Origin of the sequence: Pseudomonas sp. MUP55, assembly GCF_034043515.1 — a bacterium.
In the GTDB taxonomy this organism is placed as follows: domain Bacteria; phylum Pseudomonadota; class Gammaproteobacteria; order Pseudomonadales; family Pseudomonadaceae; genus Aquipseudomonas.
The window spans coordinates 2,235,188-2,259,665 of sequence record NZ_CP138214.1; the positions used below are offsets into that span (position 1 = coordinate 2,235,188).

General features: G+C 59.8%; 26 protein-coding genes. 9 read left to right on the forward strand and 17 right to left on the reverse strand.

What is annotated here, in order from left to right; translation table 11 throughout:
- The first annotated feature begins 43 nt into the window (after window positions 1-43).
- Entirely contained in the window at window positions 44-1,633 is a 1,590-nt protein-coding gene (locus tag SC318_RS10180) for a histidine kinase famiy protein (protein ID WP_320430670.1), read from the forward strand.
- A gap of 12 nt (window positions 1,634-1,645) precedes the next feature.
- On the opposite strand, the gene cyoE is transcribed toward SC318_RS10180, so the two are convergent.
- The 5 genes from cyoE to cyoA are packed head-to-tail and all read right to left on the reverse strand — an operon-like array spanning window position 1,646 to window position 6,357.
- Window positions 1,646-2,542, reverse strand: a complete 897-nt coding sequence (gene cyoE, locus SC318_RS10185) for a heme o synthase (RefSeq protein WP_320430671.1) — start codon at window positions 2,540-2,542, stop codon at window positions 1,646-1,648.
- Window positions 2,500-2,838, reverse strand: a complete 339-nt coding sequence (gene cyoD, locus SC318_RS10190; RefSeq protein ID WP_124386119.1) for a cytochrome o ubiquinol oxidase subunit IV — start codon at window positions 2,836-2,838, stop codon at window positions 2,500-2,502. Before cyoD ends, cyoE begins: the two co-directional genes overlap by 43 nt.
- Before the next feature lies 1 nt (window position 2,839).
- Window positions 2,840-3,454: a cytochrome o ubiquinol oxidase subunit III gene (locus SC318_RS10195; protein ID WP_320430672.1), complete on the reverse strand. Its 615-nt coding sequence runs from the start codon at window positions 3,452-3,454 to the stop codon at window positions 2,840-2,842.
- A gap of 3 nt (window positions 3,455-3,457) precedes the next feature.
- Entirely contained in the window at window positions 3,458-5,431 is a 1,974-nt protein-coding gene (gene cyoB, locus SC318_RS10200; RefSeq protein WP_320430673.1) for a cytochrome o ubiquinol oxidase subunit I, read from the reverse strand.
- A gap of 2 nt (window positions 5,432-5,433) precedes the next feature.
- Window positions 5,434-6,357: a ubiquinol oxidase subunit II gene (gene cyoA, locus SC318_RS10205; RefSeq protein ID WP_320430674.1), complete on the reverse strand. Its 924-nt coding sequence runs from the start codon at window positions 6,355-6,357 to the stop codon at window positions 5,434-5,436.
- Between the two features lie 420 nt (window positions 6,358-6,777).
- Between cyoA and SC318_RS10210 the strand changes: the two genes are divergently transcribed.
- Complete coding sequence (locus SC318_RS10210; RefSeq protein WP_320430675.1) at window positions 6,778-7,092, forward strand: hypothetical protein; 315 nt, start codon at window positions 6,778-6,780, stop codon at window positions 7,090-7,092.
- A gap of 131 nt (window positions 7,093-7,223) precedes the next feature.
- Window positions 7,224-8,555, forward strand: a complete 1,332-nt coding sequence (locus tag SC318_RS10215; protein ID WP_320430676.1) for an APC family permease — start codon at window positions 7,224-7,226, stop codon at window positions 8,553-8,555.
- An 819-nt stretch (window positions 8,556-9,374) separates the two neighbouring features.
- On the opposite strand, the gene SC318_RS10220 is transcribed toward SC318_RS10215, so the two are convergent.
- On the reverse strand, window positions 9,375-10,544 hold the full coding sequence (locus tag SC318_RS10220) for a zinc-dependent alcohol dehydrogenase (protein WP_320430677.1): 1,170 nt from the start codon (window positions 10,542-10,544) through the stop codon (window positions 9,375-9,377).
- A complete protein-coding gene (locus tag SC318_RS10225) occupies window positions 10,544-11,377 on the reverse strand; it encodes an SRPBCC family protein (RefSeq protein ID WP_320430678.1) in 834 nt (277 codons plus the stop codon). Before SC318_RS10225 ends, SC318_RS10220 begins: the two co-directional genes overlap by 1 nt.
- A gap of 572 nt (window positions 11,378-11,949) precedes the next feature.
- On the opposite strand from SC318_RS10225, the gene SC318_RS10230 reads away from it, so the two are divergent.
- A complete protein-coding gene (locus SC318_RS10230; protein WP_320430679.1) occupies window positions 11,950-12,219 on the forward strand; it encodes a DUF6555 family protein in 270 nt (89 codons plus the stop codon).
- A gap of 58 nt (window positions 12,220-12,277) precedes the next feature.
- On the opposite strand, the gene SC318_RS10235 is transcribed toward SC318_RS10230, so the two are convergent.
- From SC318_RS10235 to SC318_RS10250, 4 genes are all read right to left on the reverse strand, one after another.
- Window positions 12,278-12,484 (reverse strand): hypothetical protein, encoded by a 207-nt coding sequence (locus tag SC318_RS10235; protein ID WP_320430680.1) that lies wholly within the window; start codon window positions 12,482-12,484, stop codon window positions 12,278-12,280.
- A 187-nt stretch (window positions 12,485-12,671) separates the two neighbouring features.
- Window positions 12,672-13,223 carry an ATP-dependent Clp protease proteolytic subunit gene (locus tag SC318_RS10240; protein WP_320430681.1) on the reverse strand — a complete coding sequence of 184 codons (552 nt, stop codon included), beginning with the start codon at window positions 13,221-13,223 and terminating at the stop codon, window positions 12,672-12,674.
- Between the two features lie 53 nt (window positions 13,224-13,276).
- Window positions 13,277-13,627 carry a con-10 family general stress protein gene (locus tag SC318_RS10245; RefSeq protein WP_124386129.1) on the reverse strand — a complete coding sequence of 117 codons (351 nt, stop codon included), beginning with the start codon at window positions 13,625-13,627 and terminating at the stop codon, window positions 13,277-13,279.
- Between the two features lie 290 nt (window positions 13,628-13,917).
- The gene (locus SC318_RS10250) at window positions 13,918-14,094 is read right to left on the reverse strand and encodes a con-10 family general stress protein (protein ID WP_320430682.1); all 177 of its coding nucleotides are present in this window, start codon (window positions 14,092-14,094) and stop codon (window positions 13,918-13,920) included.
- Between the two features lie 441 nt (window positions 14,095-14,535).
- Here SC318_RS10250 and SC318_RS10255 point away from each other — a divergent pair, with 441 nt between their 5' ends.
- Window positions 14,536-16,032 carry a sensor domain-containing diguanylate cyclase gene (locus SC318_RS10255; RefSeq protein ID WP_320430683.1) on the forward strand — a complete coding sequence of 499 codons (1,497 nt, stop codon included), beginning with the start codon at window positions 14,536-14,538 and terminating at the stop codon, window positions 16,030-16,032.
- Window positions 16,033-16,150: 118 nt separating this feature from the next.
- On the opposite strand, the gene SC318_RS10260 is transcribed toward SC318_RS10255, so the two are convergent.
- Both SC318_RS10260 and SC318_RS10265 read right to left on the reverse strand, forming a co-directional pair.
- Window positions 16,151-16,366 carry a hypothetical protein gene (locus SC318_RS10260; protein WP_320430684.1) on the reverse strand — a complete coding sequence of 72 codons (216 nt, stop codon included), beginning with the start codon at window positions 16,364-16,366 and terminating at the stop codon, window positions 16,151-16,153.
- Window positions 16,366-16,665, reverse strand: a complete 300-nt coding sequence (locus SC318_RS10265) for a hypothetical protein (RefSeq protein ID WP_320430685.1) — start codon at window positions 16,663-16,665, stop codon at window positions 16,366-16,368. Before SC318_RS10265 ends, SC318_RS10260 begins: the two co-directional genes overlap by 1 nt.
- A 210-nt stretch (window positions 16,666-16,875) precedes the next feature.
- Between SC318_RS10265 and SC318_RS10270 the strand changes: the two genes are divergently transcribed.
- The 3 genes from SC318_RS10270 to SC318_RS10280 are packed head-to-tail and all read left to right on the forward strand — an operon-like array spanning window position 16,876 to window position 18,079.
- Window positions 16,876-17,097: a PLD nuclease N-terminal domain-containing protein gene (locus SC318_RS10270; RefSeq protein ID WP_320430686.1), complete on the forward strand. Its 222-nt coding sequence runs from the start codon at window positions 16,876-16,878 to the stop codon at window positions 17,095-17,097.
- A 13-nt stretch (window positions 17,098-17,110) separates the two neighbouring features.
- Window positions 17,111-17,626 (forward strand): hypothetical protein, encoded by a 516-nt coding sequence (locus tag SC318_RS10275; protein WP_320430687.1) that lies wholly within the window; start codon window positions 17,111-17,113, stop codon window positions 17,624-17,626.
- Window positions 17,627-17,635: 9 nt separating this feature from the next.
- On the forward strand, window positions 17,636-18,079 hold the full coding sequence (locus SC318_RS10280; RefSeq protein ID WP_320430688.1) for a DUF421 domain-containing protein: 444 nt from the start codon (window positions 17,636-17,638) through the stop codon (window positions 18,077-18,079).
- A gap of 6 nt (window positions 18,080-18,085) precedes the next feature.
- Here the strand turns inward: SC318_RS10280 and SC318_RS10285 are convergent, their stop codons facing one another.
- Window positions 18,086-22,231 carry a CheR family methyltransferase gene (locus SC318_RS10285; RefSeq protein WP_320430689.1) on the reverse strand — a complete coding sequence of 1,382 codons (4,146 nt, stop codon included), beginning with the start codon at window positions 22,229-22,231 and terminating at the stop codon, window positions 18,086-18,088.
- Between the two features lie 288 nt (window positions 22,232-22,519).
- Between SC318_RS10285 and SC318_RS10290 the strand changes: the two genes are divergently transcribed.
- Window positions 22,520-23,377: an SDR family oxidoreductase gene (locus SC318_RS10290; protein WP_306492560.1), complete on the forward strand. Its 858-nt coding sequence runs from the start codon at window positions 22,520-22,522 to the stop codon at window positions 23,375-23,377.
- Window positions 23,378-23,527: 150 nt separating this feature from the next.
- Here SC318_RS10290 and SC318_RS10295 read toward each other — a convergent pair whose 3' ends face one another.
- The 3 genes from SC318_RS10295 to SC318_RS10305 form a co-directional block, all read right to left on the reverse strand.
- Complete coding sequence (locus SC318_RS10295; protein WP_320430690.1) at window positions 23,528-23,767, reverse strand: hypothetical protein; 240 nt, start codon at window positions 23,765-23,767, stop codon at window positions 23,528-23,530.
- Window positions 23,764-24,021: a DUF6555 family protein gene (locus tag SC318_RS10300; RefSeq protein WP_320430691.1), complete on the reverse strand. Its 258-nt coding sequence runs from the start codon at window positions 24,019-24,021 to the stop codon at window positions 23,764-23,766. The genes SC318_RS10295 and SC318_RS10300 overlap by 4 nt, the downstream gene beginning before the upstream one ends.
- Before the next feature lie 89 nt (window positions 24,022-24,110).
- On the reverse strand, window positions 24,111-24,392 hold the full coding sequence (locus tag SC318_RS10305) for a hypothetical protein (protein WP_320430692.1): 282 nt from the start codon (window positions 24,390-24,392) through the stop codon (window positions 24,111-24,113).
- Window positions 24,393-24,478: the final 86 nt, after the last annotated feature.

Below are 24,478 nucleotides of genomic sequence, written 5' to 3' on the forward strand. Positions count from 1 at the left end.
TTCACGGTCAATGGAACACACGCCACTTATCTGGAGGTGAACCTTGGCAACCAAGAAGAAGCCCGTGGTCGGCAGTGATGAGTTGCCGGTGCTTTCTTCCGACCGCAAAGATCTGTTCTTTGCGGCGATGCAAACCAGCCACAGCGCGATGATCGTGACCGACCCTGCGCAGCCCGACAATCCGATCGTGTTCGCCAACCCGGCGTTCCTGACCTTGACCGGCTTCGAACACGACGAAGTGATCGGGCGCAATTGCAGGTTCCTGCAAGGGCCGGAAACGGACAACCGCACCCTGGAGCAGGTGCAGCGTGCAGTCGACCAACACCATGAGGTCTGTGTCGAAGTGCTTAATTACCGCAAGGACGGTTCGACCTTCTGGAACGAACTGTTCCTTTCTCCGTTGTTCAACGAGCGCGGCCAGCTGGTGTACTTCTTCGCCTCCCAGCTGGATGTGAGCCGGCGCCACGACGCGGAACAGCGCGTGCGCCGCGCACAGGACCTGGAGGCGTTGGGGCAGCTCACGGGCGGCATTGCCCATGACTTCAACAACCTGCTGCAGGTGATGGTCGGGTATCTGGAGCTGATCCAGCAGAGCGCCAAGCGCCCTGGCTGCGACCCGCAGCGCATCTTCAACAGTGCCAGTCGCGCCCGGGCGGCCGCTGAAAAAGCGCAAAACCTGACCCAGCAATTGCTGGCGTTCTCGCGCAAGCAGCGGCTCGACAGCCGGGTCATCAATCTGAATACCTTGCTCGGTCGCCCTGACCTCACGGACGTACTGCACAATGTCGACCTGCACGTGGAACTCGCCGACGACCTGTGGAACTGTCGCATCGACCCTACCCAGGCGGAGCTGGCGGTTCGCCACCTACTGAGCAATGCCCAGGACGCATTGGAAGGGCGTGCAGAGCCGACCGTGACGGTCAAAACCGCCAACGTCCAGGTGCCGGGCGAGGCCGGTGCCGAACGCGATGGCCTGGCTGAGGGCCGCTATGTCAGCATCTCGGTGTCTGACAATGGCAATGGCATCGATCCCGACCTAGAAGAAAAAGTCATGCAACCGTTCTTCACCACCAAGGAGGAGGGCAAGGGCTCGGGCCTGGGGCTGTCGATGGTGTATGGCTTCGTCAAGCAGTCGGGCGGCACCGCTCGTATCCACTCCTATCCTGGCATCGGTACCACCATACGCCTGTATTTTCCGGCCGATGACAGCCAGCTCTGGGTCGAACAGACGCCCGCCACCACCTCACTGCAGGGCGACGAGAAGATCCTGATCGTGGAGGACCGGCCCGACGTGGCCGAGTTGGCCCAGGTGATCCTGTCCGACTACGGTTACCGGACCGATATCGCCTACGATGCCGCCGAGGCGTTGCACAGGCTGGAGAGCGATAGGTATGACCTGGTGTTCAGCGACTTGATCATGCCGGGCACCATGAACGGCGCGGCGCTTGCCCGTGAGGTGACCCGCCTGTATCCGCAGATCAAGGTTCTGCTCACCACCGGCTACGCCAAAGATGCGCTGGCGCGCGCGGATATACCGGTGCATGAATTCGAGCTGATTCAAAAGCCTTATCAGTCCATTGACCTGCCCCGCAAAATCCGCGCGGTGCTCGACGCCGTACCGGCGCTGAAGTGACCGCCCACGCCCCTAACCGAGGACGGCCAACGACAGGTTCAGAGCCAGCACCAGGATAATCGAGAAGCCAAACACCTTGCGCGCCCAGCTGCGCGGATCAGTCAGGCGCGCGGAGCTGTTGGCGAGCGTCATCCAGTAACCGCAGCAGCCGAGCATCACCGCAAAATACCAGGCGTTCATCTGTGCAATCGCGCCCAGCACCAGTGTGCTGGCCAGGAACGCCAGAATGTACGCTTGTATCTGCCGGTGGGCCTCGGGCAGGCTCAGCAGTGGCAGGCGCGCTGCGCGGAAGTCCTCGCGGCGCATCACGGTGATGGCGTGCGAGTGAGGCATCTGCCAACAGCAGAACACCACCACCAGCAGCAGCGCCGTGGCGTCGAACCTGCCGGTGACCGCGCAATAACCGATCACCGGCGGCATCGCCCCGGACAGGCTGCCGATCAGGGTCGCCCAGTGCGAGCGTCGCTTCAGCCAGACGGTATACACCCCGGCATAGATCACCAGCCCCAGCAGTGCCAGCAGGCAGGTCAGCGCATTGCTGGCGACCCACAGCAAACCGAAACCGGCGACACCCAGGGCGATGGCGTAGCTTGCGGCCGTGGGCACTGCAATGGTTCGCAGTGCCAGCGCACGGTGACAGGTTCGCACCATGCGTCGGTCGATGTCGCGGTCGACACAGTTGTTGATCACACAACCGCAACCGATCACCAATGCAGTGCCGAGCAGGGCGGCCAGCAAGTGCGCAGGGTCCGCCAGATGGCCCCTGCCCGCGAGGAAGTAGCCCCCCAGCACCGAGGTGAGATTGCCGAAGATAATCCCGGGCTTGGTCAGTTGCAGCGCGGCATTGAACAGCCCGAGCCAGTGCTTCAGTGCGCCAGCATATTGTGGTGAATACTGCCCATGATCCATAGCGAAAGCCCTACCAGCAGAAGAATGATGACCGCCGAGAAAATCAGCGCAATCAGGTTCCAGCGTTGTTCCTCGGCGGTATCCAGGTGCAGGAAGAACTTCAGGTGGACCACGATCTGAATCGCGCCCAGTGCCACCACCAGCCAGGCGGTGGTGGTGCGCGGCAGTGACGGGAACATCACCATGGCAAAAGGGATCACGGTGAGCACTACCGACACCAGGAAACCGACCAGATAGGAACGGCTGCTGCCATGACTGCTGCCCGCGCTGCTGTGAACCGAACTTTGCTTGTACATGTCACACCACCCCCAACAGATAGATCACGGTAAAGACGCAGATCCACACCACGTCCAAAAAGTGCCAGAACAGGCTCAGGCAACTGAGCCGCGTGGCGTTGGTACTGGTCAGGCCGCGTTGCTTTACCTGGACCATCAACACCGCCATCCACACAAGGCCCGTCAACACGTGCGCGCCGTGGGTGCCGACCAGGGTGAAGAACGCAGTCAGAAAACCACTGCGGTCCGGCCCGTAGCCTTCAGCGATCAAGTGATGGAATTCGTTGATCTCCATCGCAATAAACCCGGCACCCAGCACAAAGGTGAGCCCCAGCCAGCGCAGCACCTGGGACTGCTCGCCACGGTTCATCGCCAGCATCGCGTAGCCGTAGGTGATGCTGCTCAACAGCAGCAGCATGGTCTCAGCCAGCACATAAGGCAGTTCGAAGATGTCCGCCGTGGAGGGGCCGCCCGCCACGCTGTCGCGCAGTACCGCATAGCCGGCGAACAGCGTCGCGAACAGGATGCAGTCGGTCATCAGGTAGATCCAGAACCCGAACAGGCTCAGGGAACCGGCGTCTTCATGCCCTTGTTCATGGGTGTGGGCGATGTCTTTTTCGATAACGATATTGGACATGGGTCAAGCCTCTGCCAGGTCTTTGAGACGGGCCGTTTCGATGCGCGCGACTTCCTCTGCGGGCACGAAATAATCGGTGTCTTCGTCGTAACTGCGCACCACGAATGCAACCACCGATGCCACCAGGCCGAATGCCGCCAACCACCAGATATGCCACACCAGCGCAAAGCTGCAGATCAGCGCGAACAGGCTGATGATCAGGCCCGAGGCGGTATTGCGCGGCATGTGGATGCTGCGATAGTCGGTGTGGCTCAGGGTACTGACGCCGCGCTCCTTCATGCCCCAATACGCGTCCAGGTCGCTGACCTTGGGTTGCTCGGCAAAGTTGTACAGCGGCGGCGGCGACGCGGTGGCCCATTCCAGGGTGCGCCCGTCCCACGGGTCGCCGGTGCGGTCGCGGTACTCATGACGGCGACGAATGCTGATAAACAGTTGCAGCGCCTGGGCGGTCACACCGCAGAGGATAATGGCCACGCCCACCAGCTCCAGCAGCAGCCAGGGGCGCCACTCCGGGTTGTCGAAATGGTTGAGGCGCCGCGTCATGCCCATGAAGCCCAGCACGTACGACGGCATGAACGCGAAATAGAAGCCGATCAGCCAGCACCAGAACGCGATGCGCCCCAGCTTGTCGTTCAGGCGGAAGCCAAAGGCCTTGGGGAACCAGTAGGTCAGGCCAGCCATGTAGCCGAACACCGCGCCGCCGATGATCACGTTGTGAAAGTGCGCGATCAGAAACAGGCTGTTGTGCAGCATGAAGTCCGCGCCCGGCACGGCCAGCAAGACGCCGGTCATGCCGCCGATGCTGAAGGTCACGATAAAGCCCAGTGTCCACAGCATGGGGGTTTCGAAGCGCACCCGGCCACGGTACATGGTGAACAGCCAGGTGAAGATCTTCACCCCGGTCGGCACGGCGATGATCATCGTCATGATGCCGAAGAACGCGTTGACGTTGCCCCCCGAGCCCATGGTGAAGAAGTGGTGCAGCCAGACGATGAACGACAGCACGGTAATCGCGATCGTCGCCCACACCAGCGACACGTAGCCGAACAGGCGCTTGCTGCTGAACGTGGCGGCAATTTCGGAAAATACCCCGAACGCCGGCAGGATCAGGATGTACACCTCCGGGTGCCCCCAGGCCCAGATCAGGTTGACGTACATCATCGGGTTGCCGCCGGCTTCGTTGGTAAAAAAATGCATGCCCAGGTAACGGTCCAGGGACAGCATCAGCAGGGTGGCTGTCAGGATCGGAAACGATGCCAGGATCAGCACCGAGGTACACAGCGCGTTCCAGGTAAATACCGGCATCTTGAACAGGGTCATGCCTTCGGTGCGCATCTTCAGGATCGTGACGAAGAAATTCACCCCCGTCAGTAGCGTGCCGATCCCGGATATCTGCAATGACCAGATGTAGTAATCCACCCCCACACCGGGACTGTAGGCCAGCCCGGATAACGGCGGGTAAGCGACCCAACCGGTTCGCGCGAACTCACCGATGCCCAGTGAGACGTTAACCAGCAGGGCACCGGCCACGAACAGCCAGAAGCTCAGCGCATTGAGAAACGGGTAGGCCACATCGCGCGCGCCGATCTGCAACGGCACCACCACGTTCATCAGGCCGACCACGAAGGGCATGGCCACGAAAAAAATCATGATCACGCCGTGGGCGGTGAAGATCTGGTCGTAGTGTTCCGGCGGCAGGTAACCCGGCCCGCCGCTGGCGGCCATGGCTTGCTGGGTACGCATCATGATCGCGTCGGAAAACCCGCGCAGCAGCATCACCAGCGCGACGATGATGTACATGCAGCCGATCTTCTTGTGGTCCACGGAGGTGAACCACTCGCGCCACAGGTAACCCCATTTGCGCTTCCAGGTGATGGATCCCACCATCGCCACGCCGATCAGGCCGACGAAGGCCAAGGTGTACATCACAATGGGTTCAGTGGTTGGGATCGCTTCCCATGACAGTTTTCCGAACATTGTTACTGCTCCTCAGCCAGCAGACTTGGGTGTTGATCGGCGCGTTGTTGCGCGCCGCTCAATTGCGCACGTTTGGTTTTAGGGGCCTTGTTCATGCCTTCGTATTTATCGACGATGTCCAGGAACAGCCGCTCCTGTACCGCCGAGTAATAGGTGACCGGGTGCTTGATGGTGGGCTTGGCCAACTGCGCATAGCGGGTGTGGTCCAGCTGCGTTGGCGCGCCCTTGACCTTGTTCACCCAGGCCTGGAAATCGGCAGGGCTGAGCGACAGCGTGGCGAAATGCATGTCGGAGAAACCGGGGCCGTTGTAGTTGGCGGCAATGCCCCTGAACTCGCCGGTCTCGTTGGCGATCAGGTGCAGCTTGGTCTGCATGCCGGCCATGGCATAGATCTGCCCGCCGAGTGCCGGGATGAAGAACGAGGTCATGGCGGCATCGGAGGTGACGGTGAAGCTCACCGGCGTATGCACTGGCAGGGCCAGTTCGTTGACGCTGGCGATACCCAGGTCTGGGTAGATGAACAGCCACTTCCAGTCGGTGGCCACTACCTGCACATTGATCGGCGGCGTGTCCGAGTCGAGCGGTCGGTAGGGGTCAAGCGCGTGGGTGGTCTCCCACGTCACCCAGCCCAGGGCAATGATGATCAGCAAGGGAACGCCCCACACCACCGCTTCGATTTTGTGGGAGCTGGCCCAGCGTGGGGAGTAGCGCGCTTTCTTGTTGGTCGCACGGTAGCGGTAGGCGAACACGAACATCAGCACGATCACCGGTACCACCACCAGTAACATCAAACCCGTGGCAAGGATAATCAGGTCGCGTTCATCGGTTGCAATCTGGCCCTTGGGGTTGAACACCACCAAGTTGCAGCCGGTTAATAAGAAGATGCTGGCGAGAGATGCCAGGCCATAACCCATCGCTCGTTTCATGCCGTGCTCCTGTAGTGAAAACATCCGTTGTTGCGCTGCCCAAACAGCCGCGCCCGTGTTCGCAAGTTAGTTAAGCGAAACGTTGCCGTTGCGTTTGTTAATGCCTGGCGTACTCCACGTGATAAACGCCAGGCGATAAGGCATCGCCAGTAGATAAAACGTCGTCTACTGCCCGGTTTTATTGGCTTTCGTTGCTGCCTTGCGGGGCGTGTTTCAGCGCGCTCCCGAACAATTTGAATGAGCCTTCAGGGGTTGGTTTAACAAAATGTTACTCCGCCTGACGAACGGTTTAACAAGCGAAACGCTAAAGGGTTTTATATAGGCGCATGATGAGTTCGTTGTGGAAAACACACGGAATCACTGCTAAAGAGTTCAGGTCTTAGTTGCAGGTCAACTCACTAATGGTCATGGAGAACAGCTATGTTCATTCGCGGCAATACCTTTAATGCCTGGGCTGCACAGGCGCGGGACGAAGAATGTTTTACCCAGGAAGTGGAAAACGGCTGTCATATCGAAGTCCGGGCGCGGGAACGGGAGGACGCGGACATTGAAGTGCTGCTGTGCGTCTACACCGCAACGGGCCAGTGCGTGGTTGAACGCACCAAGCAGTTGCCGGGTGCGGAATGGACGGTGCACGACGCACTCAAGCGCGGTATCGATCAGGCGGAACGAATTGCCGGCGGCGAATCCGGTCGATTGCCCTGCGCCGACGCCCACGGCCACGACGAGGACTGACCGGCTGGCTCGCTGGAGGTTGACGAATGAATGAACTTTGGCGGCCCGGGCATTTTCCATTGTAGATAGCCCTGCCTCAGCCGGCCCGCGCCGGATGAACGCTGATCGCAACCTGCCGCTCAGAGCCGCCCATGACCGAATCCAGTCTTAGCCACGCCGCACCCTCCAAACCCTCCTTGCGCCGCGCCGTGACCGGCCCGATGTTGTTCCTGTTCATCCTGGGCGATGTGCTCGGCGCAGGCGTGTACGCGCTGGCCGGAACCATCGCCGGCCAGGTGGGCGGGGCGATCTGGGTGCCATTGCTGGTGGCGTTGTTCTTCGCCATGCTCACGGCCGGCTCCTACGCCGAGCTGGTCACCAAGTACCCGCATGCCGGCGCCGCTTCCGTGTTCGCCGAGAAGGCGTTCAAGTCGCCGCTGATCTCGTTCCTGGTGGGCTATTGCATGCTCGCTGCGGCCGTGACCAGCGCCGCCGGATTGTCACTGGCGTTTGCCGGGGACTACCTCGCCGCGTTCATCGACGTATCGCCGCATTGGGCGGCGCTGGTGTTTTTGCTGGTGATTGCACTGCTCAATGCCCGCGGCATCAAGGAGTCGCTAGGCGCCAATATGGTCATGACCTGCGTGGAACTGTCCGGGCTGTTGTTGGTGGTAGTGGCGGCGGCGTGGTGCTTGCAGTCCGGCGAAGCCAACCTGGCGCGGGCGTTCGAATTCAAGCCCGGCGTCAACCCCATGGTGGCGGTGCTGGGGGCTGCGCTGCTGGCGTTCTATTCGTTTGTCGGCTTTGAAACCTCAGCCAACCTGGCGGAGGAAATCCGCGGGGTGCGCAAGGTCTATCCGCGTGCGTTGTTCGCGGCATTGGTCACGGCGGGCATTGTGTACATGGCGGTGGGAGTCGCTGCATCGGTGGTGTTGCCGATGGATAAGTTGACGTCCACGTCGGCGCCGTTGCTGGAAGTGGTGCGTGCGTCGGGCTTGAGTATTCCGCCTCAGCTGTTTGCGTTCATTGCCTTGGTGGCGGTGGCCAATGGTGCGCTTTTGACGATGGTCATGGCGAGTCGGCTGGCCTATGGGATGGCGCGTATGGGGTTGTTGCCGCAGCCGCTGTCGCGCGTGCTGCCCAAACGGCGCACGCCCTGGGTCGCGATTGTGGCCAGTACCGCTGTGGCGATTGCGTTGACGTTGACGGGGACACTGGCGGCGTTGGCGGAGACGGTGGTGTTGTTGCTGCTGTTTGTTTTTCTGAGTACGAATGTGGCGGTGCTGGTGCTGCGGCGGGACAAGATTGAGCAGAGTCATTTTCGTGTGCCGAGTTGGGTGCCGGTGTTGGCGGTTGTTTCGTGTTTGATTCTGCTGAGTCAGCAGGGGTTGGATACGTGGTTGCGGGGTGGGGCGTTGGTGTTGGTGGGGGTGGTGTTGTATGGGTGTAATCGGATGGTGGCGCCGGCGGTGGAGGCTGGCTGATGTCTCGCCTGACTTTCGGTTTTTGACTGGGGACATATCCATTGCTGCGGTAATGGCGGCTTATGGTTCCGCTCTTACAGCGGGTCACTTTGGAAAAGCCCCAAAGTAACCAAAGGGCTTTTGCCCCACCACTCGGCACCTCGCCTAGGCTCGGTGTGCCCGAACGCAGGCTTGAATCCGTGGGCCGCCGCCATGCGCCATCCATGGCGCAGGGCGGCTAACCCGGCGTCCTGCCGGGTTACCCACGGATTCAAACCTGCGTTCGGCCAGCGTGGTTTAACGGGGCGACCGAGATCAAAATCAAGAGCAAAAGCGACTCGCTGCGCATCGTTTATGGGCAAGACGAGCGCCGTATTGTGGCGAGGGAGCTTGCTCCCGCTGGGGCGCGAAGCGGCCCTCGCTCTTCAAGACTGGGACTGCTGCGCAGTCCAGCGGGAGCAAGCTCCCTCACCACAAGTTATTGATTGGCCGAGCCACCGCGCACCCTCACTGACCAGGTCGGCTCTAAGGCCGCCTCGCTTCGCTTTTGCTTTTGATCTTAAGCGCCCCGTCAAACCACGCTGGCCGGAAGCCGACAGTGATTTGGGGGGTAAACCGGCAGGACGCCGGTTTAGCCGCCCCGCGCCATGGATGGCGCGTGGCGGCGGCCCCCCAAATCGCTGTCGGATTACGGGCACACCGAGCGTGAGCGAGGTGCCGAGTGGTGGGGCAAGAGCCCTTTGGTTACTTTGGGGCTTTTCCAAAGTGACCCGCTGTAAGAGCGGAACCGCCAGCAGCCATGGCCCAAAAAACGGATATGTACTCAGTCAAAAAGCCTACTCAAGGCCTGAACACCGCCCGCAAACACTGATCCGTCTTCTCCTTGAACATAGCGTACCCCTGCGCCCCATCCTCCAGACTCATCGGATGAGTCAACAGATAAGCCGGATCCAACTCCCCCCGCTGAATATGCTCAAACAACGTCGCCGCATACCGCTGCCCCGGCTGCTGCCCGGATTTCAACGTCAGCGCCTTGTTGACAATCGCCCCCATGGGAAACTTATCAAGCAGCCCCCCATACACCCCGACCACCGACACCGTGCCGCCTTTACGGCAAGCCCGTATCGCTTGCCTGAGCACGCTGCCGCGTTCGGTATGCAGCCTGAGCATCTGCTTGGCCTTGTCATACGCATAGTCGATCTCGGTGCCATGCGCCTCCATCCCCACGCAATCGATGCAACGGTCTGGCCCACGCCCGCCCGTCAGCTCCAGCAAAGCCTCATGCACATTGGTTTTCTCATAGTTGATTGCAATCGCCTTGCCGCGCTCTTGCGCCAGGCGCAGCCGGTCGGGGTAGCGGTCGATGGCGATCACCCGTTCGGCGCCTAGCAGATAAGCGCTGCAAATGGCCATCTGGCCAACCCCGCCGCAGCCCCACACCGCTACGGTGTCGCCCGGCTGGATACCGGCGTTGTCCGCGGCGAAGTAACCGGTAGGCGCCGCATCCGATACGAACAGCGCCTGCTCGTCGCTGACGCCCTCGGGCACTTTGAACAGGTTGACGTCGGCAAACGGCACTCGAACATAGGTGGCGTGGCTGCCGGGGTAACCGCCGAAGGCGTGGCTGTAGCCGAGGATGCCGCAGCACGGCTGGCCGTACAGGAGGTCCGTCGCCGAAGGGTTGGGGTTGGAGTTGTCGCAGCAGGAAAAGTCGCTGCGCTGGCAGGGTTCGCAGTTGCCGCAACCGATGATCGAAATGGTGACCACCTTGTCACCCTGGCGCAGGTCGGTGATGCCTTTGCCCACTTCGACGACTTCACCCATGAACTCATGGCCGATGATGTCGCCAGGCTTCATGGCCGGTACGTAGCCGCCAAGCAAATGCAGGTCGGAACCGCACACGGAGGACATTGTGACGCGGATGATCGCGTCACGCGGGTTGAGGATAGTCGGGTCGGGAACGTTGTCGACTTGCAGTAAGTTCGGTGCTTGCCAGGTAAGTGCGCGCATCAGTGAGATCCCCCTTCAATGGCGACGCCGGTTTTGACGGTCGGGTGATCGCTGGTCACCTGGTCGTCGGCGGCGTGTACGTAAAAAAAGTCGTCGTCCTGTTCCGGTCTGAGGCGGTTGTCGCTGACCTCGCCGGTTTCCAGTTGCTGTTTCACCGCCTGCAGCGCATTGAGCAAGGCCTTGTCGCTGAACAGGCTGATCGCCCGCGCCAGCCCATAGCCCAATCTGCCCATGGCCGGCTTGCATACCACCACGGCTTTGACTTGGGTGCCACGGCCGGCGGGGGCGGGGGACAGTGAGAGGGCAATGTCATGGGCCCAGCGCCCATCGCCTGGGGTTTTCCAATGCAGCACTCCAGGCTCCTGGGTTTCGCTCTGGATCAGCGTGCACTGCACGCGCTTGCCGGCGGGAGCGCGCAGCGTCCAGCGCGTGACGTCCGGTGCCAGTTGCTCGACGCTGTCGACCCAACGCAACAGCGGGCCGACCTGCTCGGGTCTGGCGAGGAAGGTAGATACCTCTTCAAGGGGCCGATTGATCGTAATGCTGCGTGTGATCGCTTCGCTGATCGGCCAGTGATGCTCGCGGCTGAATTGCTGTTCGAAGGGTGTCGGCGTCAGCGCCTGCTTGAGCCGGCAATGGCCAGCGGTACCGCGAAAAACGGCGTAGGCGCCTGCCACGGTCTGCAATGCGCCGCTCAACCCGCCTTTGCGCCAGCCGTGTATCAGCAGGGCCGCCCCGGCCGTCACCGAAAGCGTACGTTCAGCTTTGGTCAGCGTGCCGCTTCGTTGGCCGTCTTGGGGGGTATGGTTCGCTATCAGCGGATGTTCAGTCATGTTTCCAGTCCTCCTACGGGTGTGTTTTCGGTAGAAAATTCGGCGCCGTTTGAGGTTCCACTGCATTTCACGATAGGGGATGAAAGGTGTCCCTGGCGGGCGTCGATGACGGGCGAAAAGGCTCAGGAGTCGTTCGAAAGCCCTCTGGGCGGCCTGCGCCGACGCGCAAAGTCGTCCCATCGCTCAGGCCTGCGCTGCTCACCACAGCGCATACACACGTAGACGTCTGGATCCACGCCCATGTAATAGCCCTTGCGTATATAAGGGTGACTGCACGTATCTGGCCAAGAACACTGGCCAGTTCGAACATGCTGATTAGCCATATAAAACTGCCAAGAAAAAAGCCCGCACAAAGTACGGGCAAGACAGGAGTTTTTACCAAGAGCCTGGAGTGAACAGACTCAGTATTGAGAAACAAAAAACCTCGCAGCGGTTTATTTTTTTTCAGCCGGTGCCGACGAATGGTCGTTCAACTAGCGCAACGCAAAAATTGCGCAAGCCGAACCAACTAGGTAGGAAAAAATTCTGAACCTTCATTCTGATCAAACCACAAAAAATCAGAAGGAGAGTTTATGAAAAACATTTTATATATCATCGAGTACGACTACCACCGCGAGCCGAAGTCTTTCATTATAAGAGCGGAGGTCATGAACAATGCGGAGGCCTGGCATTGGGCATGTTGCGACGCGGGAATTGGTATTATTCCACGGTCGCGTAATGAAAGGATCAAACGAATAAGCAAACCGCTGGCCGAGCGCTACGGACTTGAGAATGTAAGGTGGCGTCCATCTGGTAGTGTTCCGTTTATTGCAAAGCCCTACGTACCACCGCCGCCCGAATGAAGGCCTTTGCAATGAAAGATATTGATTCGGACGCCCGTATCAGCGGCATTAACCTCTATTATTTTCCTCGACGCTCCTGCAGCTGATATAACTTCTGCACGCTGCGCTCAAGTGCAACGGTCATCAGCTCTGCCGCGTACATTTCTTTGCACGTCGGGCAGAGCATTTCAGACGCGGTCGCTATCAGGAAATCAGGTTCGTCCGTGGTCGGTTCATAGGATTCCTTGCACTGAACGCAACGGCGGTTCGCTTGTAGATATTGCACATCGGTTCCTCCCTGAATGAACCCCCACCATTCATTATTGGACGGATGTTTTCAACCAATAAAAGTGAAAGTTTCAAACAAGCGATTAGTTGATATTTTAATGCCAGCATCGCGATCCCTCAGCAATGCGGATCACGTTCAGTCGAAGGTTTTCATCCTCCAGGGCATCTGCGATTGATAAACGGCGCTAGGAGTGAATGAAGCTGCTCACAAACTCCGCCTTGATCACCGGCAGCTCGATCGCATGGATCAGGCCGGTGGTCAGCGCCTGGTGTGGGTCCAGAATGCGCGGCGCCGCGATCAGGTACTTCTCCGTTTCCAGTGTTTCCTCGGCGTCGGCGGTGCGCTCGGCCACGATGCGGGCATACAGCTGCAGGTCATAATCGAGGCTCATCGCGTATTCGGACATGCGCGAATGGTCGACCGCGCCTTGCACATGCCAGTGAAACGGATGGAACAGGAATTTGCTGTGGACACAGGCGGTGCGGCGTTCGCCGGCGAGAAAGATGATATTGCCCATCGACTCCACCGTGCCCAGGTTATGGGTATGCACCGGGATCGGCAGGGCTCGCAGAAAGTTGTACATGGTAAAGCCGTAGCTGCATTCACCGCCCATGGTTGCGATGTTCACCACCAGTCCCGAGGCATCCTGCTGCACGGCCAATGACGCTTTTTCGATCAGCTGGCTGCAGGTTGACGCGGTGACAGGGCCGGTAAAATTAATAATGTGTAAAGGCATGGTGTCCCTCATCAATGAAAGCAGGGGAGCACTGCTCCCCTGCATCAAGCACATTAGCTGTTGCGGCCGCCACCGTGGCTGTTTTCGCCGCCTTTACGGCCCGCTTCAGAAGCTTTCTCGCGGTCGTTGGCGAAATTGCCGCCACTGTTCTGGCCCCCTTTGCGGCCGGCCTCGGCAGCGCGCTCGGGATCATTCTTGAAGTTCCCGCCGCTGTTCTGACCGCCTTTGCTGCCGGCTTCGGCGGCGCGCTCAGGGTCGTTCTTGAAGTTACCGCCACTGTTTTGGCCACCCTTGCTACCAATCTCCTGATAGAACTCTTTGTCATGGGAGGCAGACGTGGCTTCGCCACCTTTCTTACCGGCTTCGTTGACGCTCATTTGGCCTTTTTTGTCTTGAGTACTCATGTTCAGTTACCTCGTCGTTATGTCGGTTGTGCAACGTTCATTTCGATCTTGCAGGGAACTTACACTTCGCCGTGCGGGTGCACTGGCTATAAGTGTCTCTCGCACAATGGTGGACTTTGCCGCAAGCCGATAGTTGCTTCGGCTAGTTCAGTACCGCGCCGGTGTTCGTAACACGTGGCGCTGTTTGAACGCATGCCGGTCACTGCTTCGGTTCGCACTTCCACTATCGGCCGGTGATGTAACTCACCACGCTGGTAATCAGTTGACGCTCGCATGATTAATGCCCTTGGTTATGACTTGCGTCCACCACCATGACTGTTTTGGCCGCCTTTACGACCCGCTTCCGACGCTTTCTCGCGGTCGTTGGCAAAGTTGCCACCCGACGCATGGCCACCTTTCTTTCCCGCCTCCGATGCTTTTTCGCGATCGTTAGCGAAGTTGCCAGGGTTTTTATTGCTCGTGGTCATAACAATACTCCAAGTCCAATTGTCGTTTCGCTAGTTGCCCATTTATGCAACGGACATCTACTCCGATAAGAGCAAGCGGCAAGATGTTTTGAAATTTTTAAGAAATGGCGATGAACGGCAAAAAACTTGTACAAGGCAGCGTTGGGCTTGCCGCTTCGTATAACTTTTTAGTTGGAGTCTGCGGTGGTTGATATTGAAATAGTGGCGCTGCAGGTTAAGTTTCAACGTGCTGTTTGAACCTCTACCAGGGCGAGTCCTGATCCACTCTCGATGTCGATCCTCGCTGGAGGTTCGTTATCAGGCGCGGTGTGGCTGTACACGCGGCTGATGCAGGCCCGCCAGACTGCTTGTATGCTTGCGCCCCGGAACCGGTGGCCGCTGTGAGTACCGACGTTCGATTGATGGCTGGAATGCAATACCGGACTTCCTTAAGGTGCTGACGTGAAGCGTGATACCCGCCTTGTAATGCTGTTGCTGTTGGTGGTCGGCTGTTCCCTGACTTCGTTGACGATCTGGAAGGTCCTGTCTTCCCGCGAGCGTGCGCTGGCGGAAGTGGACGTGCACGGCTTGAACCTTACCCAGGCGCTCAATACCTACACCGAAGGGATCGTGCGCCAAAGCGCGCTGCTGTTGCTGGGGCTGGCCGAGCGCCTGGAAACCGAAGGCAGCGGCCCGGTGCAGATCCAGCGCATCAGCGCGCTGATACGTCGCCAGCAGCCGCTGATGCCGCAACTCAGCGGCATCACCATCTATGACCAGCAAGGCCGCTGGCTGATGTCGTCCAATCGGGTGATTCCGGCAGGCGCCAACAGCAGCGCGCGTGCCTATTTCATCCATCATCGTGACGATCCGAGCGGTGAGCCGTTCATCGGTCCGCCGATCCAGAGCCACACCACTCAGGAGTGGGTGGTGACCATCAGCCGACGCTTCAATGACGCGGCCGGCAACTTTGCCGGGGTGGTCGCCGTGACGCTGGGGGTGGAAAACTTTCTGCGCGTGTTCGGCAAACTCGACGTCGGCCAGGACGGCGCGATCGGCTTGTCCTACACCGACGGCACCCTGCTGGTGCGCTATCCCTTTCGCGAGCAGGACATGGGTCGCAACTTTTCCAAGTCGCCGATCTATTCCCAGTACCTGGTCGACCGCTCCGTCGGCACCGCCTCTTACACCTCCAGCCTGGATGGGGTAGAGCGGCTGTATGCCTTCCGCAAAAGCGAAAGCCTGCCACTGATCACCACCGTCGCCCTGGGCAAACACGAAGCGCTCGCGGCGTGGCGTATGGAGGCTGCGCTGTCGGCTGTGGCGGTGACCGGGCTGCTGGGGCTGACCGGTTTGATCGGCTGGTTTCTCATCCTCGATATCCGCCGGCGGACCCAGGCTGAAGAGGCGCTGCGGATTGCCCAGCAACAATTGCTTGAGTCAAATCGACAGCTTGAATTACTCGCCATGAAGGACGCGCTGACCGGCCTGGCCAACCGTCGCTGCTTCGATGAGACCCTGGCTCTGGAAGCGCGCCGGGCGCAACGCGATGGCACGACACTGGCCTTGCTGATGGTCGATATCGACTACTTCAAGCGCTACAACGATGCCCTCGGCCATGTCGCCGGAGACGCCTGCCTGCAGAAGGTCAGCCGCGTTCTGGAGGCCTGTGTACGGCGCCCTTCGGACCTGGTGGCGCGGTACGGCGGGGAGGAAATAGCGGTGATCATGCCCGCCACCGACAGCGAAGGCGCCGCAGTGGTGGCGCAATTGATCCTTGATCGGCTGTTGCAGGAAAACATCCAACACCCAGGTAGCCCGTTCGGGCGCGTGAGTGTGAGTATCGGGGTGGCGGCGGCAGCGGGTATCGAACTGGAGGCTGCGCTCGACTTGATCGAAGCCGCGGACAAGGCGCTTTATCACGCGAAGTCGGCCGGGCGTAATGGTGTTGCGCTGTGACTGCGCTGTTGCGATCCAATGTGGGAGGGGGCTTGCCCCCCGATGGCGGTGTGTCCGCTGAGTCTGGACTGACTGACACACCGCTATCGGGAGCAAGCCCCCTCCCACAGGGTTAACCTCAATCGGCACACGCCAATGCCGGCCGACGGCTGCCGACATTGCGCAGGCGCTCCACCGGCAGGTCCATTGCCTCCTCCCGCAGCGCTGTTTCCAGCGCCTCCAGATGCCGCGACAGGATCTTGACCGACCCGCTCGGGTTGGCGGGGTCGAATGGGATCTTGCCATTGGCGACCAATACCATCGCCAGCTCCCAGGCACGTTTGGAATGATTCATCACGCCACCTCCTGTTCAAGCCTGGCCACTTTTGTCTGCTTGGTCGCTACCCTCGAGACGGGCGCGGGGAAATGCGTGTTGAGCACACCCAAGTGATCAATCGCTTCACGGAACAACGCCTCAGCCTTACGGCGCAAACGCAGGTATTGATCGAACATCTGGCTGTCAAAATCGGTGCGCTCCAACAGGTCGAACGCGCTCCGGCTGAGGGCGTTGGCCTGATCGAACAGCTTCTGGTTTTGCTCCATTGCCAGCTGGCGGCAGGCCATCCGTTTTGCGTAAGTGTCGTGGTCTTGCATGGCGTAAATCCTTCTTCAACAAGTTCCGGTAAGGCTGTGACCGGCCGAAAAAGCGACGGTATCAATTTGGTTGTCTTTGAAATATTGATCAATTCATCGATTCAGTTCGGTTGGAACAATCGTTTATTTAGATTCGCCCATGCCCGTCGAAAAAATCTGAACCCTGTGGCCGCCTCGCCAACCTAATGTTGCATAACCGGGAGGTGCACCATGCAAGCGACGTATTTCTGGATTGGCCTGATGATCATCCTGTTGTTGCTCGACCTTTGGGTCCTCAACAGCGTGTGGCGTAGCGAGAACTCCTCAGGGAGCAAGGCGGGGTGGACCGCCGTGGTGGTCCTGCTGCCTTTCCTCGGCGCGGTGATATGGGCGGTGTATGGCCCGCGCGGCGTGACCAAGGGGCCGTCCTCGGCGGAGCACAGCAAGGGCTGACAGAGGGCAGGTTATGCGCGAGTCAGAGCCTGACGACCTGCACAGCCGCGGCTTTCCGGTACGTGAGGACATGCCTCAGCAACGCCGAATCTGGCGCTTCGAGCGACTGGGTTGGTATGCCCTGGTGATACTCATCGTACTGACCCTGGCGGGGTTGTTCTCCAAAGGCCCGCTGAGCACCACCGAGGTGCGCAGCGCCGATGGCCAGTTGCGCGTCGAATACCAGCGCTTCCTGCGCAATGGTTCGTCCGACGCGCTGGTGATCCATATGCACGGCGCCGCACACACGTCTCTGGCGCTGGAAATCAACGGCGAGCTGCTGCAGGGCTTCAATGTGGAAATGCTCCAGCCCCAGCCGCTCAAGGCCAGTACGGCGGGCGAGGGCGTGAAGCTGTGGACACTCACTGACGATCTGGGGCGCGCCACGTTGCATCTGACGTTGCGCAGTGACGGCGTCGGCCGCTTCGACACCCAAGTGTCGCTGGCCAACGGTGCGACCGTGGACCTCTGGCAGTTCATTTATCCCTAGGGGGCAATCATGGACTCCGTGTTGCGCGCCGCCGCGATCTACCTGGTGCTGATGATCCTGTTCAAGGTTGCTGGCAGGCGCTCGCTGGCCGAACTCACCACCTTCGACCTGGTGCTGTTGATGGTGATCGGTGAAGCCACTCAGCAGGCGTTGCTGGGCGATGATTTCTCGTTGACCAATGCGGTGCTGGTGATCGTCACGTTGATCGCCATCGACATCGGCCTGTCCTTGATCAAGCAGCGCTCGCGCTGGTTTTCACGTTTGCTCGATGGCGGCCCTACCGTGGTGGTGGAGCAGGGCCGAGTGCTCCACGAACGCCTCAAGCGTGCGCGCCTGGATGAAGACGACATACTGGAGGCGGCGCGGTCGGCCCAGGGGATTCTGGAGATCAAGCAGATCCGCTTCGCGATCCTCGAACGCAACGGCAAGATCTCGGTCATCCCTTATGACTAATCCAGCCTAGCGCCGCGAGCGGCACAGGCTTTCGATCAGGCTGATCAACGCATCGTGGGTCACAGGCTTGCTGACGTGGGTGCTGAAGCCTGAATCGGCGGTTTTCTTCTGGTCACTGCCGGCCCCGTAGCCCGTCAGCGCGATGGCGGGTACTTGCTTGAGGTGGCCGATCTTGCGCAGCTGTTGCATCAACTCATGGCCGTTCATTTTCGGCATGCCGATGTCCGAGATGATCAGGTCAAACGGCGTGTCGCCCGCTGCCTGCAGCGCCGCGACGGGATCATCGAACGCATTTACCTCGGCGCCTTCCATTTCCAGCAGCATATTCAACACCTCCAGCACATCCGCGGAGTCGTCGACCAGCAACACTTTCACGCCGTTCAGGCGCTCATCCGATGACGCTGCCGAATCGGGGGAAGACGGTCGATTCTGCTGTTCGGACAACGGCAGCAATACCGAAAAGGTGCAGCCAAAGCCCAGCCCCTTGGAGTAAACACTGACCGTGCCACCGTGGGCTTCCACCAGTTGCCGGACCAGCGACAGGCCGATCCCCAGCCCTTCGCGTTGATGGGTCTGGTGCTGGTTTTCCGCCTGCCCGAACAGATCGAAGATTTTCTCCAGGCTGTCTTCGGCGAGCCCCGCGCCGCTGTCGATCACGTCCAGCCGCGCGTATCCCTCGGTACGGCTGACCATCAGCTGCACACGACCGTCGCTCGGGGTGAATTTCAGCGCATTGTTGACCAGGTTCCAGATCACCTGTTCCAGGCGCGTAGGGTCGGCGTTGACGAACAAGGCTGCGGGAACCGTCGGTTTTTGCAGGGTTACCTGGCAGTGATGACCGTCGGCGAGCACCACCGCGTGAATGTCTTCAAGGGTGCGAATCAGGTCAATCGGTCGTTTTTTCAGCTTGAGCTTGCCGGTGCGCACCCTGGCCACGTCCAGCAGGTCGTCGATGATGCGCGCCTGGCTCGAGACCGCCTCGCAGATGGTGTTCACCGCCTTCATGGCCGGGCTGGTAGCCTTGGTCGCCGGCAAACGCCGCAGCAATTCGGCATTGAGCTGGATCAGGTTCAACGGGTGCTTGAGTTCGTGGGACATCACCGCGAAGAACTCATCCTTGAGGTGGCTGTTGGTCTGGGTTTCCATCAAGCGCTGGTTCTGCTCATCCTGGGTGCGCTTGTGACCGGTGAGGTCACGGGCGATCTTGACGTAGCCCTGCAGGCTGTTGCTGGTCAGTTGGGTGACTTCACCGCTGCAGTAGAAACGGCTGCCATCCTTGCGCACATGCCAGCGCTCGTCTTCACCGCGTCCGTGTTCGCGGGCGGCGCGCAGTTCGTTTTCCGGAATCCCGGCGGCGCGGTCCTCAGGCGAGAAGATCAAGTCGTAATAGGCGCCCATCACCTCGTCCTTGGTGTAGCCAAAGATCAATTCGGCACCGGTATTCCAATCGGTGATCACGCCATGGTCATCCAGAATGATGATGGCAAAGTCATGGGTGCTGTCAGCGACCAGGCGCATGCGCTCTTCACCCAGGCGCAGTTCTTCCTCGGCCTGGCGCCGCTTGGTGATGTCGATAAAGGTCAGCACCGTGCCATCGATATGGTCTTCGCTGGAGCGGTAGGGCAGCAGGCGCGCGATGTACCAGCGGTCGTCCCTGCTGCTGATTTCGCGCTCGATCATGCTCAGCGACTCGAACACGTTGGTGGCGTCTTCGGTCATTTGCGGATAGTCGAGGCGATGGGTGATGTCCATCAACGAGCGACCGGTGTCCACCGGCAGCATGCTGAAAATATCCGTCGCCCGTGGCGTGAACCAGCGGATGCGCATGTTGCGGTCGACGAAGACCGTAGCGATATCGGTGGAGGCGATCAGGTTGGTCAGGTAGTCGTTGACCTTGTCGGTCTCTTCCACTTTGGTTTTGAGTTCGAAGTTGACCGTCAGCAGTTCTTCGTTGATCGACTGCAGTTCTTCCTTGCTGGTTTCCAACTCTTCGGTGGCCGAGCGCAGCTCTTCGTTGACCGCCTGCATCTCTTCGTTGGAGGCCTTGAGTTCTTCACTGGAGACCTCGGCCTGCTCGATGGTGTCCTGCAGGTGCAGCTTGGTGCGTTGCAGCTCGCGCTCCAGGTTGCTCATCATCTGGTTTTCGGCATGGCCGATGGCGGTGTCTTCGGTGTGCTGCGGGTCGACTTCGCTCTCCTGGAAAATCACCAGCACATAATCGCTTTCGGTGGCATCGTCCTGATAGGGCAGGCCGGTGATATCCACCAGGTAATGTGCATTGTCGCGCTCGATCCGCACTTTGCGCGACGTCACGGAAAGCCCCGATTGCTGGACCTGGAACAGCGTCGTACGAATGTCCAGGCGCAGGTCGGGGTGCACCAGGGCCAGCAGGTTGCGCGTCATTTCCCCGGCCACATGGCGCAGGAAGCGGCCTGCGCCTTCGCTCATGTGCAGGATATCGGCCTGCATGTCCACGATCACGCTCGGCGGCGCGGCTCTCTCCAGCGCACGCAGGTGGATATCGGCAAACGACACCTTGTTGGGGATCTTGGCCTGTATGGGGGCGGTCGCGATATTGGGGCGCATATAGCCGCCACGCGGCATGGTCGGGGCGCGCCGTATCGCGGCAGAGCCTGCGCGCACGCGGAAAATCCGGTTGCGCTTGTCCACCGGTACGAACAGGTCCAGGCAGCCGTCGGCAGATTCCGAGGAGCCCAGGAACAGGTAGCCGCCAGGGCGCAGCGCAAAATGGAACATCTGCAGGATGTCGCGCTGCACTTCGCGGTCCAGGTAGATCAACAGGTTGCGGCACACGATCAGGTCAATCTGCGAGAACGGCGGGTCGCTCAGCAGGCTGTGCTTGGCAAACAGCACCTTTTCACGAATCTCCTTGCGCACCCGATAGTGCTGGTTCTTTTCCTTGGCGAAGTACTGACGCAGGCGCGACGGCGGCACATCGGTAATGATCGCCTCGGGGTACACCCCGTTACGCCCGTGGTTGATCGCACGCTCGTCGATGTCGGTGGCGAACACCTGCATTTTTGCATCGCTGGCATCCAGCGCCAGCTGCTCGGCGACCAGCATCGCCAGGCTGTAGGCTTCCTCGCCAGTGGAACAACCGGCCGACCAGATACGCACTTCTTCGCGTTTGGGGACGGTGTCTTCCAGTGACTTGACCAGGTTGGGGATCACATCGCGTTCGAGGGCTTCGAAGGCCTCGCGGTCGCGGAAGAAATTGGTCACGCCGATCAGCATGTCACCGAGCAGCGCCTTGGTTTCTTCGGGGTGGCCCTGAAGGTATTCGTAGTAGCTGGCCAGGTCCGGTTGGGCGGTGACCTGCAGGCGCCGCTCGATGCGGCGCAGCACCGTGGCCCGCTTGTAGTGCTTGAAGTCGTGGCCGGTGTTGAGGCGCAGTTGAATCAGGATGTCCAGCAGCAGCTGTTCGGCGACGGCCGCGTCACGCTCGGTGCCGGGCGGTGTGGTCTTGATCTCGGGGTCATTGGCGGTGGGCAGGATGATGGACTGGGCGTTGCGCCACAGCTCCAGCAGCTTCTGCGGCATCTCCACCACGGGCAGCACCAGGTCGACCATCTGGGTTTCGATGGCCGCCAGTGGCATGCCGTCGTATTCGGCGTCTTCCGGCGATTGCACCAGGGTGATGCCGCCTTGTTCCTTGATCCGCGAAACGCCGACTGCGCCGTCCGAACCGGTGCCCGACAGCACCAGGCAAAACGCACGTTCTTTGTGGGTGTCTGCCAGGTCGCGAAAGAACAGGTCGATGGCGATGTGCGAGCCGCCCTCGCGCACCAATGGCGAGACGGACAGGTAGCCATCATTCATCAACAAGTGCTGCGCCGGCGAAATCACGTACACCCGGTTCTTTTCGATGGACGTCGTTTCGCTGACTTGCATCACCGGCAGACGGGTCGATTCCTGAATGATTTTATCCGCCACGCTTTGATGGTCGGGGGACAGGTGCAGGATCACCACAAAGGCCATGCCGCAGTCTTGGGGCATGTGTTCGAAAAACGCCTTCACCGCCTGCAACCCGCCTGCCGACGCGCCAATGCCCACCACTGGAAAATTCAAGGTGCTGGGGATCAGGTCCTTGCGTTGCGGAACATTGGGCGACCGCGGGGGGGCAGACTTCATAATTACCAACCTTGGTTAACTGCGCAGGGCATGAATTTGAATCGGGATGGGAGAAAAACGAATAGCGGAATATAGCTGAAAAGCGCTGTGTAACAGAACGCTTCGACACTACTCGATACCCCAACGGGCGCTCACTCTTAGGTTGAGGGGGTATGCGCCGCAAAGGTTTATTCAATCGGACGAGTGGCAAAGATCCGTCGGAACGGTCATCCGATTTTCTGAAAATTGCTCTGAACTATCGTGCTCGGCCAACCCTCGCAACACTAACCACACACAGGAGGGACTCCGATGACTCACTACCCAAAACCACCCTTCAAGCCACAGCAGCAGCCCGTGCCCGGCGACCAGCGCAAGATGGAGCCAATGCCCGATTGCGGTGAGCAAAGCTACAAGGGCTCTGGCCGAATGGCCAACAAGATCGCGTTGATCACCGGTGCCGACAGCGGTATCGGGCGTGCGGTGGCGATTGCGTTTGCCCGCGAAGGTGCGGACGTTGCCGTGTCGTACCTGGACGAGCATGAGGACGCCAAGGAGACCGCGCGCTGGGTCGAGGCGGCGGGGCGTCAGTGCCTGCTGTTGCCGGGCGACCTGGGCGACGCGGCGCAGTGCACCGCCATCGTCAACGACACTGTCAAACAGTTCGGGCGTATCGATGTACTGGTCAATAACGCTGCGTTCCAGATGACCTACCAATCGCTGGAAGACATTCCCGATGAGGACTGGGTCAAGACCTTCAACGTCAACATCACTGCGATGTTCCGCATCTGCAAGGCGGCGCTGCCGCACATGGCCGAGGGCAGTTCGATCATTAACACCTCTTCGGTCAATTCCGACATGCCCAATCCATCGCTGTTGCCGTATGCGGCCACCAAGGGCGCAATTGCCAACTTCACCGCCGGGCTGGCGCAGATGCTGGGCGAGCGCGGGATCCGCGTGAACAGCGTGGCGCCGGGGCCAATCTGGACGCCGTTGATTGTCTCGACGATGACGGAGGAGATGGTGGAGAACTTCGGTGGCAACACGCCGCTGGGGCGCCCCGGCCAGCCGGTGGAAGTGGCGCCCATTTATGTGCTGCTGGCGTCGGATGAGGGCAGTTATATCTCGGGTGAACGCTACGGCGTGACGGGCGGTAAACCGATCCTTTAAACCCACATGCCCCTGATTCCCAGGGGCATATCTGATTGCCAATGTAGGAGCGAGCTTGCTCGCGAAAAACCTCCAGGCGCCGCGTTCATTCTGGAGAAGCGCGGGAGGCCTGAGTTTTTCGCGAGCAAGCTCGCTCCTACAGTGAAAGATTCAGTTTTTTCTGGCGCGATGAATGCGCATCCACTCTCGATAGGCGGCGGTGCGTTGGGCATCGGCGAGTTTCTTCGCCTCGGTGAAGCGCGCCCAGGTCATGGCGTCGCCGCTGTAATGTTCGATGATTTTGTAAGCCTGGGCATCCAATCGATCCGCTTCGTAGAACATCTGGTTGTTCTGCGCGACCTCGTCGTCCCACACCTGCCTGCTAATGTATTCCAGCACCTGACTGTTCATTGTGTAATGCCCTCTGCCCACTGAATCGCTGCTGCGCCGCACCAGCGCACATCCGTAATGCCGTACTTCTCCGCCATCGGCTTGGAGACGCGTTTGAGATTGTGTTGCCCGAACCTGGGGATGACCGCCACGCCGGCATCGCAACTGGCCCAGTGCCATGCTTCGGCATTGTTCATGCGCGCCGCACGCACGATGAACGACCTGGGCTTGCCGTGAAGCTGATATTTGATGGTGAATAACTCGTTGTTTTTCATGAGGCCTCCCTATGCTCATGAAGTACAGATAATTGACGTCAAAAATAATTCAAAGAAATTGTCAGACAATGGATGAGGGGCGCACGGCCTCAATCGTCCACCGTGAAGGTGACCCAGCCAGGCCCTTCTGCCGGGCGCTCCAGGGCCACGATTACGCCACTGACGGACGTGCCGTCGGGGAGGTTGACGGTGACGAAGTTGGGGTTGCCGGGCCACTGCAGTGGAGTGTCAATATCCAGGCGAACAATCGTTGGTTTACCGCTGCTGGTCATTTTTATGTCGACGTTCTCGTTCAGGCATTCATCCGCTTCGGTGCCCAGATGGCGCGAAGCCGTGATGACGCTGGCAGCGCCTTGATGGTTGTAAGGCATGGTGGAACTCCTTGCGAGAGGGGCGTCTGATGCGCCCCGGTTCTTGTGTGGCAAGCGCCGGCAAATGATCGTTCAATCCAAATGAC